The organism is Chryseobacterium sp. c4a (assembly GCF_009900745.1).
Classification (GTDB): domain Bacteria; phylum Bacteroidota; class Bacteroidia; order Flavobacteriales; family Weeksellaceae; genus Chryseobacterium.
Map to the genome: position 1 here is coordinate 52,291 of NZ_WXVU01000014.1, position 13,798 is coordinate 66,088.

Consider the following 13,798-nt stretch of genomic DNA (forward strand, 5'->3'; position numbering starts at 1 on the left):
CACTGTTACATTGGTAAATTAATTAAAATGAGTTTAGAAAATATAATAAGCGAAGCCATAAAAACAGCGATGAGAGAGAAGGACAGAGTTGCCCTTGATTCTCTTCGTGCTGTAAAATCTCAAATTCTTCTTTTGCAAACAGAGGCCAGAGGTGCTGAAGTTTCTGCAGAACAAGAAATTGCCATTCTTCAGAGAATGATCAAACAGCGTAAAGATTCTTTTGAGCAGTTTTCGGCTCAGGGAAGACAAGATCTTGCAGAAGTAGAAGAAGCTCAAATGAAGGTAATTGAAAAGTTTTTACCGAAACAGCTTTCTGCAGAAGAATTAGAAACAGAAATTAAAAATATAATTTCAGAAACCGGAGCTGAATCTATGAAAGATTTAGGAAAGGTAATGGGAGTCGCTTCAAAAGCATTAGCCGGAAAATCAGACGGAAAAAGCATTTCCGAGATGGTTAAAAAGCTCCTTTCATAATGTGATACAAGTTCAGGATTCGGATTTCCGGATTCAAAACATCTATCTCATTCCATAACTAAGGATATACAACCTTTGCATATCGATTTGATTAAGAAGCCCGGGACTTTTTTGAGTCTCGGGCTTCATTTTTTTGGATATTAAAGTCAATTGATTCAAAAAACTTTAAAAAAAGAGTTTAGATACGATCATATTTCAGACAGTATTAAGTGATTGATTGCTTGAGGGAAAGCCTTAAATGTTTTTTTCATGGTCGTCTGTTTTTCAGAATCATTTCAAATTTAATAAAAATATTTCATTATTCCTGATTTTAATTCACATTTTTATGAATATTATTGCAATATTAACATTTGATTAATTTTATATACCTAATCCACTCATAGTTATTATATATTGACCAAAACTAAAGAATTGTTTAACTTTGTAGTGATAAAAAACAAAATTTATGTATCCAACAGATTTAGTAATGCCTATGAAGGCTGAACTTACAGATAAAGGTTTCCAGGATTTAACAACTCCTGCTCAGGTAGAAGATGCTTTAAAGCAATCCGGAACAACTCTTTTAGTAATCAACTCCGTATGCGGATGTGCAGCTGGTGCTGCAAGACCTGGGGTAGTTTACTCTTTAACAGGAGATAAAAAACCTGATCACTTAACTACCGTATTTGCAGGGTTTGACACTGAAGCTGTAGTAGAAGCAAGAAAACACCTTGCTCCATTTCCTCCAAGTTCTCCTTGTGTAGCACTTTTCAAGGATGGAGAATTGGTTCACATGCTGGAAAGACATCATATTGAAGGAAATCCTGCAGGAGCAATTGCTGCAAACCTTCAGGCTGCTTATGATGAGTACTGCTAAGAAACAATAAACTAGATACTAAACCGTTACAAATTTTGTAACGGTTTTTTTATTTATGCCTATAAAAAATTCTCTAAACATTCAAATATTATTATATTTGTTGGAATGGCAACCAAAGCACTTTTTAATACCGTAGTCAACTGGTTTATCCGTCAAAGGATAGATCAGATTCAGAATTTCATGGATCATCCCATTGAGACTCAGAAGGGTATACTATTTTCCCAACTGTTTCATGCGGAGGATACTGAATATGGTAAATTGCATGGATTCAACTCCATTTCAAGCTATCAGGACTTTAAAAATAAAGTTCCGATTGTTACCTATGAAGAAATGGAACCTTATATTGAAAAAGCAAGGCAGGGACAAAGAGATGTAAGCTGGCCAGGACTGATTAAACATTTTGCTAAATCTTCCGGGACTACTAATGCTAAGAGTAAATTTATCCCCATTTCTGCAGAAAGCCTTGAATACTGCCATATGAAGGCCGGAAAAGACATGGTGTCTATTTACGCCAATAATCATCCTGAAAATCAATTGTTTAATTATAAAAACTTACGTTTAGGTGGAAGTTCAGAATTATACGCAGATTTTAACACCAAATTTGGGGATCTTTCCGCTATTTTAATTGATAACCTTCCGTTCTGGGTAGAAATTACGACCACACCAAGCAAAAAGGTTTCTTTGATGGGCGAATGGGAGAGCAAGCTTAGAGCAATCACTTCAGAAGTAAAAAATGAAGATGTAGGAAGCATCCTTGGTGTACCAAGCTGGATGATGGTTCTCTTGCAAAGAGTACTGAACGAAACCAATGTAGGAAGTATTTCAGAACTATGGCCTAATTTGGAGGTGTTTTTCCACGGTGGAATAAGTTTTAAGCCCTACAGGGAACAATTCCGTCAGATCATCGGAAAAAACATCAATTACTACGAAATTTACAATGCATCGGAGGGCTTCTTCGGAATACAAGATAGATCTAATAGTGACGAAATGCTTTTGATGCTTGATTATGGAATATTCTACGAGTTTATCCCAATGGATCAATTCCATTTTTCTAATCCTAAAGTGGTAAGCTTAGAAGATGTGGAAATTGGAAAAAATTATGCCATGGTCATCACCACCAATGGTGGATTATGGAGATATCTGATTGGTGATACGGTTGTATTTACTTCTATCAATCCTTTCAGAATAAAAATTACAGGAAGAACGAAACATTATATCAATGCTTTTGGAGAGGAATTAATGATTACTAATGTAGAATCTGCATTGTCTAAAGCCTGCGAACTAACAGGTGCTCAAATTACAGATTTTACAGGCGCTCCTGTCTTTATGAAAGAAAATGAGGGCGGTGCTCATGAATGGATCTTTGAATTCAGCCAACGTCCGGATAATTTGGATAGCTTTATTGATGCTTTTGATCAGCATTTAAAGAAAATCAATTCGGATTACGAAGCCAAAAGGTATAATAATATGACCCTAAGAAGACCTATTGTTCATATTGCCAAAGACAATCTGTTTTATCACTGGCTGGAATCCAAAGGTAAACTTGGTGGCCAGAATAAAGTCCCTAGATTGAGTAATGATAGAGAATACATAGAACCTTTACTGGAACTTAATAAATAGAAGAAAGGATGGAAGATGGAGGATCCTTTAGACAACTGATATTTTTCTTTTGAAGTAAAGTAGAAGGATTTTCACTTACAATGACTATAGTTAGAGGGAGAAGGCACTTCCAGCTTCCCTCTTCTGACTTCCAGCCATAAAAATAAACCCGCAGCTGAATTCAGTTGCGGGTTTATTTTTTATTTGCTTAAATCTTCTTTTAATTTTTTAGCAGCATCTTCTACTTTCGAAGCCCCTTTTCTCGCAGCTTCTTTAGCATCTTTTCCTGCTTCCTGAGCTCCGGTTTTAATATCCTTCCCTACTTTGTTGGCTTCTGTTTTGATATCTTGCCCTGCCTTGTTAAGGTCTTGCTTTGTTTTATCTGCAGTAGCATCAATTTTATCTTTAGCTTTTTGAGCAGCGTTATCTATTTTATTTCCTGCCTGATCCAACTTGGCATCCACTTTTTCCTTAGCTTCGTTTACTTTCGCCGAATCAACTATATGAGGAGAAGTTTCAGTAACGGTTGTAGTTGTAGTCGTAACAGATCCATCTGCATTTTCTACCTGCTCAGTCTTTGATGTTGATTTTGTGCAGGCTACTGCGAATACTGAGATCGCAATTGCTGCAAGAATTTGCTTTTTCATATTGTATATTTTTAAAAATGTTGTTAGTTTATTCTGTTTTGGTTTCAGTGGAAGAAGGAGTTTCAGCAGTTTTCTTCTTCTTTTCAGCGTCTGCTTTTTTCTTTTCCTCCTCTGCTTTTGCTTTATTTTCTTTTTCAAGCTCAGCTTTCAGTTTCTTCTCTTCTTCCAAAGCTTTTTTAGCCTGTTTTACCGAGTCCAGATACTGAGGTGAAGACATCTTAATCTTACGGGCAATATCTACGGTAACAGCACCATTTGAAAATGAATCTACAGCAACTGTATCATAATGAATTTTCACATCCTGTTCAGCTAAAAATCCCGGAGAATCTTTCTTGGAACAAGCTGTACAAAGAAGAGTAAAAACAAAAATAGCAAACAGTAAATTTTTCATGGAACTAATTTAGCAGAAATTCTGCAATTACTGGATAATGATCCGATAATTCTACAGAGTGATCTACTTTATAGCTTAATGGGATAATTGATTTTGAACTGAAAATATAATCAATTCTTAAAGGAACTTTATAATCATGAAAGCTTGAAGCACTCCCTTTTCCTGCCGTTAAAAATGCATCCTGAAGGTTTTTTCCCAGATTATAATATTCATACGAATTCGGAACAGAATTAAAGTCTCCAGCTAAGATTACCGGATAAGGAGAAAAATCAATCGCTTTTCTGATCTTTTTAATCTGATCCTCATGAGCCTGAAAAGTAGGAATCATGTGAGAAAGAAGATTAGATACATTTCCTATTCCCATCGCATCTAACTTGGTAAACATTGTTTTCTGAAGTCTGAAAGGCTCCAGATAAACATTTACAATTCTTATGATCTTTCCGTTAATGTCGACATCCGCATAGAAAGAATTTCCTCTTGATTTATCTTCTATGATCTCTGCTTGTCTTACAATTTTATGTTTTGTCTTTAGAATAACTGAAGGATATTTTACAAGATCCTGTCTTAAAGCACGGTTCGTATCTTTCTCCTGAACCAAAATAATATCCGGATCCTGCTCTTTAATATAATTCTTTACCTTATCCCATCCATAATCACCATATTTTACATTAAAAGTAAGAACTTTAATATCTCGTATTGTTTTGACTTTATCTGTTTGAGGAGAAAAATTGACCCATCTTCGTATCGGATTATAAAAAAGCAATGTTCCTAATGCAAAAGCAATCGCTATTTTATTCTTTTTGATCATCCATACCAGGGTAAGAATAATGTGTACCGATATCAGATAAGGAAAACCAAGAGACAACAAATTCAGGTTCCCCAAAAGATTTGGCGGAACCCAAGCATTTCCCAGGGTACATAACAGCAAAACAGCAACAGCGATATGTATAAATAGTAATATCTGATTCGACTTCATGAAAAAACGGTCTTGGTACTCTTTTTTTAAGCAAAAACCCTACCAAGCGATCAAATTTTAACTATTTTTATGATTATTCCCCGTTCAAAGAAAGCTCAGAAATTACCGGATAATGATCTGAAATACTGACAGAACGGTCAACGACATAGGAAACAGCCTTTAATGATTTTGATGAAAAAACATAGTCTATCCTAATTGGAAACTTATAATCATGAAAGCTGGTTGCACTTCCTCTTCCTGTAGCCATAAATGCATCTTCAAGCCCGTCTGACAAGTGATAATACTCATAAGAATTGGGAACAGAATTAAAATCTCCGGCTACAACAACAGGATATGGAGAGTTTTCTATAGCTTGGCTGATATTCTTTACCTGATCCTGATGTTTTTTGAAAGTCGGAATTAATTTTCTTACAACATTCTTTACTTTTTTCTCATTAGCATCAGAATTACCATTAAGCTTAACCATCTCTTTTTCAAATTGAAATGGATAAAGATATACATCAACAAATCTATAGGTCTTACCTTTTATTTCAATATCTGCCTGAAGGCCACCCGGCAAGCTTGTACTTTCGTCTTCGGAATAGATTACTTTTTCGTTGGAGAGTTTATATTTCGTCAGGATTGTTAAAAACCCATTTGATTTGGTTCTATTATAGTCTTTTAGGGTTGGATATTCCATTCCTCCATCTTCCTGTAAAAGAATAACATCCGCATTTTGAGCTTTCAGATAATTGAGAAGCTCTTCCTTTCCCATAAGTCCTGCTTTTATATTAAAGGACACAATTTTTATAGAACTTGAATTTACTTTATTTTCAGAAGAAAAATTAACCCATCGTTTTATAGGATTAATAAACGCTAATCCCACAAACATGAATACAAAGGCTCTTTTTTTCCAGCTAAAGACCCAAAATATGGTTAAAATAATATACAGGCTGATAAGAATCGGAAATCCCAAAGACAGCAGATTAAACCACGGAAATATTTTAGGCGGGATATAAGCATTCAATAACGAACCCAGCAACAGAAATAGGATTCCTACATGCAGGATCAATAGTATAAGTCGGAAAATCTTCACAGAAAATGATTAATTGAATCTATATAAATATTTTTTCCAGTTTCTTGCCAGCAACCAGCCTACCAGAGCCCCACCTACGTGAGCAAGGTGAGCAATTCCGCCTCCATTCCCCGAAATTCCAAGATATACAGAGATCACAATAACAATTGGTAAAAGGTATTTTACTTTTATTGGAACCGGAATAAACATAATTCCAATTTTTGAATCCGGATATAATGTTGCAAAGGCAGCTACTACTCCAAAAATAGCACCTGAAGCACCTACCATCGGAGTTGCAACAATGCCTTTTAAACTCTCTAATAATTCTTTCTGTTTCATGACAGCCGTTGCATCTCCGGAAAATTGTACACTTGCTCCGGACATATAGGCATTTACATTAAATCCTAATTGTTGTAATTCATTGGAAAGTTGCTGAGCTTCCACAAAATTCCACAAATTAAACAGGAAGAAAGCACCTAAACCACTTAAAAAGTACAGAATAAGGTATTTTTTTTCACCCAAAGTTTGTTCCAGAATAGGCCCAAAACTAAAGAGTGTCATCATATTAAACAAAATATGCATAATACTTCCATGCATAAACATGTGGGTAATCACCTGCCAAGAATGGAAGAAAGGAGAAAAGGGATAAAATCCGGCAAGATAACCGATTACCTGATTTCCCATTAAAGAAGTAACAATAAATACGATCACATTGATAATGATGATATTCCTTGTAATTGGTGGTATATTGTTAAACATATTTTTTAAAATTTGTTTTTAAAATCATTAAACGGAACTTCATAGAAACATCTTTTTCCATCTGGTAAAAACTCTGGAAATCCTAATGCTGTAAAATCTTTGATGACTTGTTCCGCATCTTTTTTATAAATAAAATCAAACCTTGACTTGGATTGCATTTTACTCCATTGGTTATGATAATACTGCATGAATTCATCTTCTGTTTTATAATCCAGTATTTCGAAAAGATTCTCCAGAAACTTCATGGCCTGTGTTTCTTTCAGCCCTTCAGGAAGTGAATCTATTCTCAGTACGCTTTCATGAGCAATTTTCATGTCAAACCCAAGCTCAGGAAGATATTTTTTGATGGATTCGTATTTACTTTTCTCAATTTCATTCATGTGATACTCCAGAGAAAATAAAAGTGCATGACTGTTTGTGTTTGAATGTGCTTTTCTGGTTGACTTATTGTTTTCTGAAACCAGTAATCTGTGCATTCTTCCCAAATCAAGCATCAAAGTAACATCTCCCTTATTGAACAACCAATATCCGTTCGGAAGTCTCATTAAGTCCTCATCAAAATCTTCATCCTCAAACAGGTTGATCTTTGATGGTTCTGCTGTAATATTTTGGTGGTACATTTCCGTAAGATTCTGAATCTCTTCAGGATGCACTACATTTTTTTCTTCTAAAAACGGGTTATAATCTCTGTCTACAATAATCTCCGGCATTTTGATAACACCGCTTCCGCCACCGTTACCCTTACTTGGGATAGGTTTATTCATCATTTCATCCAATTCCGGATCTCTATCAAAATCAAGACTCGGGGAAACATTATAAATTCCCAATGACCTTTTGATCGTAGAACGAAGAAGAGCAAAAATAAGGTGCTCATCTTCAAATTTTACTTCTGTTTTCTGCGGATGGATATTAACATCAATTTTCTCCGGATCCAGCTCCAGATAAAGGAAAAATGACGGAACATATCCTGGCTGAAGAAGGCCCTCAAAGGCTTCTTGTACCGCTTTATTGAAATAAGGGCTCTTGAAATATCTTCCATTGACAAAAAGGAATTGCTCCCCTCTTGCTTTTTTAGCACCTTCAGGTTTAGCAACAAACCCGTGAAGTTTACACCAGATGATATCTTCTTTGATAGGAATCAAAAGGGGCTGTAATTTTCTTCCAAACACATCTACAATACGTTGCATGTGGCTTCCTTTTCTTAGTCTGAAAACCGCCTCATCATCATGAAACAGAGAAAACTCCAAGCCTTCGTGCGCTAATGCAACACGTTGAAATTCGTCTATAACATGTCTGAATTCAATATTGTTGTTTTTCAGGAATTTCCTTCTGGCAGGAACATTATAAAAAAGATTCTTCACCAGAAAGTTAGATCCTTCTGCAGTCTGTACAGGATCTTGAAATTGGAAAACTCCACCTTCAATATATATGTTGGTTCCAATAGAAGCGTCCTTTTGCTTTGTTCTCAGCTCAACTTGCGAAACAGCTGCGATAGAAGCTAATGCTTCCCCACGGAACCCTTTTGTTGCGATCTTAAAGATATCTTCCGTTCCTCTGATTTTGGACGTAGCGTGTCTTTCAAATGCTAATCTGGCATCTGTTTCGGACATTCCTTTTCCGTCGTCTACCACTTGGATAAGGTTTTTGCCGGCATCTCTGATGATCAGTTCAATCTTCGTTGCATCTGCATCTATAGCGTTTTCCAAAAGTTCCTTCACGATGGATGCAGGTCTCTGCACCACCTCTCCTGCCGCAATTTGGTTGGCTACATGATCCGGTAAAAGCTGAATAATATCTGACATAAAAACGTAAATCAACTTACAAAAATAGTCAATGAAAATGGGAATTAAAACATTAAAAACGGGAATTAATATTTAATTATCAACATTTCAACAATACAGCTTTCTGCAAATTCTGCTCCAAACTCTCAGAGATTTCAACTTTCAAAGAGAACAATCCCCTATTGTTTTTACATCAATAGAGGATTGAACCAGCTAGTTTATACAAAAAATTAATAGTGATATTTACCCTGCACCAGGTATCTAATCCTAGTCTTCAAAGACCAGTTTTCTATTCTTTTTACTTTTAGGAATCCCATGGATCTTTTCATACAGATAAGCCAAAAGATTTGGTTTCTTATAAATCCTGTTATATCTGTACTTCGTATTGAAGTGTCTTACATGAATTTTATAAGCATCATATCCGATCACAATCATAAGACACACACTGATCACATAGAATACTCTAAATTCCAGGTAGTAATACGTTAATCCTGAGAATACAGCTCCTAATACATAAGCCACCATGATACTCATGAGCAACTTTGCTCTTCCAATTAATTCCCCATTTTTTCTATACTTCTTCTGGGTAAACATGGAAACCAGGATTCCTAAATCGGTGGTTGTTCCCGTAAGGTGGGTGGTTTTAACAGAGAAATTGGAGATACTGGCCGTCAAGCCGTTTTGTAATCCTGTGGCAAAAAGCATCACGGCTACCAAAACTTCTGTTTCCTCTAATGTTTTCTGATAATACAACTGACCATACACTCCTACTCCAAACAAACATAATATTTCCAGGACAAGAGGCATTGCATGAGCAAAATATTTACTCTTTTTATTGAAATTAATTACAATAAAGTTGGATAAAAAGCTTCCGAAGAAAAACAAGAAGATCCAACTTCCCATTACCGCTACTTGCGTCCAGTTTCCTTTACTGATTTCCGCAGCTAAAATAGCATAGTGGCCGGTGACGTTCGATGTAAAAGAGAGAAATATAAGTAGGGATGCTATATTTATAGTACCTGCCGTAAAGGCAGTCAGCGTCCCCAACCTGATATTGTCTCCCAATGTTCTGCTGTTACTATAATTTCTTAACATTTTTAATCTTTTTTAATGATGTTGATAATGATTTAGACCTCTACAAAGATCTCTGCCAACCTTCCTCTTTCCGGAAGTCTTTCTTTGATTTCAAGGGTAATTTCCCCTGCCTGCAGTTCTTTGCATTTTTTGATATAAGGAACAAGATCAAATTTTCCTTTGCCTTTACTTTTAATGGAGTTAGAATAATAAGCTTCTTCAATCGTATTCGCTGCCACATATTGGTTAAAGGTTCTCTGAAAACTTCCTGTAAAGATGTCACAGACAATCTTATTGACTAAATGAGGATACTTATTCTTGATGATCTCATAAGCATCACAGAATTCTCCAGGTCTGATTTTGTTGAAAATCGTGGTCTTGGTATTGAATAAAAGATCTCTGATAGAATCTCCGGAATCATATCCTGAAACTAAAAGAATATTATATTGATTCTGATCTTCAGCAGCATCTTTTTCTCTTAATACTTTTTTCAATATGTTCAATGACTCAAGAGAGTAATCTGTTGCAATTAAAATTGTTTTAGCCATGTTCTTTATTATTTTGTATTGTGTTTATCTTTTTCGATGATACAAAACTAGAACGATGAGATTAGAAGTTCTTTGGAACGGAATTAAAATGTCATTAAAGAGATTAAAATGAGATTAGAAAATTGTTAAGAGGTATTAATATAAGGAACAAAAAAAGCTTAAAAAAACTTTGAAAAACAACGATAACACATTGAAAACTTAACAATTAAGCTTCTTTCTGTGTGTTGTAAAAATTAGGAAAACGCATCTGTACCGTAGTTCCTTGGTTCTCATTTGAAGTAACGATCAGTTCACCATGGTGCATTCTTACGATATTTCTTGCCAAAGGAAGTCCAATTCCATACCCTTCATAATTATTGGTATTAGAAGCTCTGAAAAACGGATCATAGATTTTGTTCATTTCCTGTTGTGGAATTCCGATCCCGTTATCTTTTACAATGATGTAAACATCTGCATCTGTGGCTCCCAAGGAAACTTTAACCTGTTGGAAATTAGAATACTTGCAGCCATTACTGATAATATTAGCAACAGCGAGATGTAAAAGTTGTTCGTTCCCTTGTACTTTAAGCTTTTTAGGGTTGTCAGGAAGCATACTGATATCCAGATAGATATTATTTCTGGAATCAATTTTTCTCAAGGTTTCAATAACATCCCAAAGCAATTGATCCATTCTTACCTTATCCATTTTCTGGATCTTGCCATCAAACCCGGTTTGGGCGATCATTAATAAGGCTTTAATCTTTCTGTCTAGTTTTTCAGCTTCATCCAGAATGATTTCAAGGGTTTCTTTATACTCTTCCGGTGTTCTGCTTATAGAAAGAGCAACATCAGCTTCACCCATAATCGAGGTAAGCGGAGTTCTCAATTCATGGGAAACATTTCCGATCAGATGATTCTGAGTTTCAAAAGACGTTTCAATACGGTTAAGCATTCCGTTGAAGGTGTCTACTAGTTCATTCAATTCTTTATTATCCGGTTGTGGCTCAAGTCTCAGGTGAAGGTTCTCCGAACTGATCTCTTTTACTTTCCCTGTAATTTTAAGGATAGGTTTAAAGAGTGTTTTCGAAAGATAAAATGAAAATATCATACTGAAGAACAGCGATAGTACAATACATGTAAGCAGGGTTCTTTTAAGAAAACCAAGGTAATAAATTACATAATGGTTTTTGGCTGAAGCAATAGCGATATAATCTTTATCCTCATATCTGAAACTCTGGCCAATGTAATAGAATTCTTTATCATTATAGTTGTCTTCTCCTTTTTTGAGAACATTTTTAAAGAAATAATCGGGGATATGAACTTCCTGAGAAATTTTCTTGAAATTAGAATCTGTAGGAACTGCAAAAACGTAGTCTTTTTCCATCGGAAGCTCTTCATCATTCAGATTACTGAGAATATAATTTTCAGGAAGATCCAGATGATCCTTGCTTTTTTCTATCTGAACAATAGTGGCAGTACGGATTTTTAAAAGCTCATAAAACCTTTGATGAGAAAAATTAACAATTGAAAAGTAAACCAATCCACTGAACAGTAAAATAATGACGGTAAAAACCAACATTAAAAGTACCATTGTTTTGGTCTGATTTGTAATCACTTTGTTAAACATTCTTTTATGCTTTTTTCAGAACATACCCCATTCCTATTACGGTATGAATCAATTTATTATCATCCCTGTCATCCAGCTTCTTTCTTAAATAATTTACATAAACATCCACCACATTGGTTCCCAGTTCATAATTTACACCCCAAACTGCATCTAAGATCTCTGCTCTGGAAATTACTTTTTCAGGGTTATTAAGGAAGTAAAGCAATAATTTATATTCTGTAGAAGTAAGCGTAATTTCCTCTCCGGCACGGGTTACTTTTTTCGTATAATCATTTACCGTTAAATCAGAGAATTGGTATACATGCTCGTTATCCGGTTCCGGCTCTGCGATTTCCTGTGGGCCATTGTTATGACTTCTTCTCAGCAGAGATTTTACACGGGCAACCAGCTCAATGAATTTAAAAGGTTTTACTAAGTAATCATCACCCCCACTTTCCAGCCCAAGAACAATATTTTCAGAAGTACCCAAAGCAGTTAAGAACAAAATAGGAACACTCTGATTCGTTTTTCTGATCTCCTTACAAACATCCAACCCATTCATCTCCGGTAACATAATATCTAAAATCACCAAATCGAAATCATTGGCCTGTACCAACTGCACACCAGTACGCCCGTCAAAAGCCACGGAAATTTCATATCCGTTTTCCTGAAGCCCCTTTTTGATAAAAGATACTACACTGGTTTCGTCTTCGATGAGAATTATTTTTTTCATAAATGAAATAAGGAGTTTTACAAAAATAGGGAATTTTTATTGGGATGGGCAACCCCGAAATATATTGAAAGGAAAAGAGAGATTTAAAGAAAGGAGCCCATGGCAAACGATTTCTGAAACTAGTTTAAATGGATTAGATTTTAACGTAAAAGGCGCAAAGAGTTTTTTAATATAACCTATATAGAAAGAACACAAAGACGTTTCACTCAGCTATGATCACGTTCTTAACTGAGCGAAGTGCCTTTGCGAGCGAAAAATAAAGCGGCACACTTAATCAACTTGCGAACCTCACGTTTCTATTTTTTACACTTCTTATCATTTTACCTTTTCGTGAATTCCTCTTTTTGCCATACAACCTATATAGAATAATACTACCTTTGCTTTTCATTGACTACAACATGAATGACTTTTTAATAGGGATCGGAAAGAGATTAAAGGATATCAGAAAAAAAAACAATCTAACCATTAACGAACTGGCTTTCAGAGCCAATGTAAGTAACGGTCTTGTTTCCCGTATCGAAAATGGAAGAACAATTCCTTCGCTTCCTGTTTTATTAGATCTGATTCAATCACTGGATATTGATGCAAGCTTCTTTTTTGAAGGTGTAGAAAAAAAATCCAATGCAAAATTCATTTATGTTCCTAAAGAAAGCCAACAGGTTATAGAAAAAGAGGTTGAGGCTGAAGGATTCAAATACATGCACATTTTCAGCAAAAGTCTACATTCTTTAGGTTTTGAAGCCGTTTTACTTACGCTTGAACCCAATTCTAAAAGGGAAAAAGTAATTACCGATGCCTGGGAATTCAAATATATTCTGAAGGGAGAAGTAAAATACATTATTGATAATGAGGAAGTCATCATGAAAGAAGGAGACTCCTTATATTTCAACGGAAAGTTTCCACACGTTCCGGTAAGTATTAGCAACGAAAGCTGTGTAATGCTTGTTCTTTATTTTTACACCGCATAACTCCTATCTTACACAGAGTTTTTTAGCTACGAATGCACAAATAATTTTATTCTATATGCCCTTTAGTTTTTAGAGCTATGCATTATTAATTGTAATCAAGTATTTATAGCCAAAAAAATATTTTCTCCGCAGATACATCATTATCTTTCACTAAAAAGTTTACTATTTGTAAACTTTTGATTTTCTTATTTTGGATTAAAATGAACGGTATGTTAATCCAAAACTCCTTTTCAGCAGAAAATACCTATTCATAAAACTGGGTCTCAACAGATTCATAACAGCCTACAAATAAAACATTTATTAAAAATATAGTTTATTTCCTTTTCTTCCTGATAAATGTTTGGAAAGTAAAA

The 13,798-nt window shown here is 35.1% G+C and carries 14 protein-coding genes; 4 read left to right on the top strand and 10 right to left on the bottom strand.

Going from position 1 to position 13,798, the window contains the following annotated elements:
• The first annotated feature begins 27 nt into the window (after positions 1–27).
• The 3 genes from GTR01_RS17260 to GTR01_RS17270 all read left to right on the top strand — a co-directional run bounded on the left by GTR01_RS17260 (position 28) and on the right by GTR01_RS17270 (position 2,950).
• The gene (locus GTR01_RS17260; protein WP_045492289.1) at positions 28–474 is read left to right on the top strand and encodes a GatB/YqeY domain-containing protein; all 447 of its coding nucleotides are present in this window, start codon (positions 28–30) and stop codon (positions 472–474) included.
• A gap of 445 nt (positions 475–919) precedes the next feature.
• Entirely contained in the window at positions 920–1,330 is a 411-nt protein-coding gene (locus tag GTR01_RS17265; protein ID WP_027372869.1) for a BrxA/BrxB family bacilliredoxin, read from the top strand.
• 105 nt (positions 1,331–1,435) lie between these two features.
• Positions 1,436–2,950, top strand: coding sequence for a GH3 auxin-responsive promoter family protein (locus GTR01_RS17270; RefSeq protein WP_160139024.1), 1,515 nt, complete (start codon positions 1,436–1,438; stop codon positions 2,948–2,950).
• 179 nt (positions 2,951–3,129) lie between these two features.
• Here GTR01_RS17270 and GTR01_RS17275 read toward each other — a convergent pair whose 3' ends face one another.
• The 10 genes from GTR01_RS17275 to GTR01_RS17320 form a co-directional block, all read right to left on the bottom strand.
• Complete coding sequence (locus GTR01_RS17275; RefSeq protein WP_160139025.1) at positions 3,130–3,576, bottom strand: hypothetical protein; 447 nt, start codon at positions 3,574–3,576, stop codon at positions 3,130–3,132.
• Positions 3,577–3,604: 28 nt separating this feature from the next.
• Entirely contained in the window at positions 3,605–3,967 is a 363-nt protein-coding gene (locus GTR01_RS17280; RefSeq protein WP_160139026.1) for a hypothetical protein, read from the bottom strand.
• Between the two features lie 4 nt (positions 3,968–3,971).
• Complete coding sequence (locus GTR01_RS17285) at positions 3,972–4,943, bottom strand: endonuclease/exonuclease/phosphatase family protein (RefSeq protein WP_160139027.1); 972 nt, start codon at positions 4,941–4,943, stop codon at positions 3,972–3,974.
• A 73-nt stretch (positions 4,944–5,016) separates the two neighbouring features.
• On the bottom strand, positions 5,017–6,018 hold the full coding sequence (locus tag GTR01_RS17290; RefSeq protein ID WP_228452271.1) for an endonuclease/exonuclease/phosphatase family protein: 1,002 nt from the start codon (positions 6,016–6,018) through the stop codon (positions 5,017–5,019).
• A gap of 9 nt (positions 6,019–6,027) precedes the next feature.
• Complete coding sequence (locus GTR01_RS17295) at positions 6,028–6,756, bottom strand: rhomboid family intramembrane serine protease (RefSeq protein ID WP_160139028.1); 729 nt, start codon at positions 6,754–6,756, stop codon at positions 6,028–6,030.
• Positions 6,757–6,761: 5 nt separating this feature from the next.
• Positions 6,762–8,558, bottom strand: coding sequence for a DNA mismatch repair endonuclease MutL (mutL, locus tag GTR01_RS17300; RefSeq protein ID WP_160139029.1), 1,797 nt, complete (start codon positions 8,556–8,558; stop codon positions 6,762–6,764).
• A 246-nt stretch (positions 8,559–8,804) separates the two neighbouring features.
• Positions 8,805–9,632, bottom strand: a complete 828-nt coding sequence (locus GTR01_RS17305) for a YoaK family protein (RefSeq protein ID WP_160139030.1) — start codon at positions 9,630–9,632, stop codon at positions 8,805–8,807.
• Positions 9,633–9,664: 32 nt separating this feature from the next.
• Positions 9,665–10,159: a hypothetical protein gene (locus GTR01_RS17310; RefSeq protein ID WP_160139031.1), complete on the bottom strand. Its 495-nt coding sequence runs from the start codon at positions 10,157–10,159 to the stop codon at positions 9,665–9,667.
• Between the two features lie 205 nt (positions 10,160–10,364).
• The gene (locus GTR01_RS17315) at positions 10,365–11,765 is read right to left on the bottom strand and encodes a sensor histidine kinase (protein ID WP_160139032.1); all 1,401 of its coding nucleotides are present in this window, start codon (positions 11,763–11,765) and stop codon (positions 10,365–10,367) included.
• Positions 11,766–11,769: 4 nt separating this feature from the next.
• On the bottom strand, positions 11,770–12,477 hold the full coding sequence (locus GTR01_RS17320) for a response regulator transcription factor (RefSeq protein ID WP_160139033.1): 708 nt from the start codon (positions 12,475–12,477) through the stop codon (positions 11,770–11,772).
• Positions 12,478–12,875: 398 nt separating this feature from the next.
• On the opposite strand from GTR01_RS17320, the gene GTR01_RS17325 reads away from it, so the two are divergent.
• Positions 12,876–13,445, top strand: a complete 570-nt coding sequence (locus tag GTR01_RS17325; protein ID WP_160139034.1) for a helix-turn-helix domain-containing protein — start codon at positions 12,876–12,878, stop codon at positions 13,443–13,445.
• Positions 13,446–13,798 lie beyond the last annotated feature (353 nt).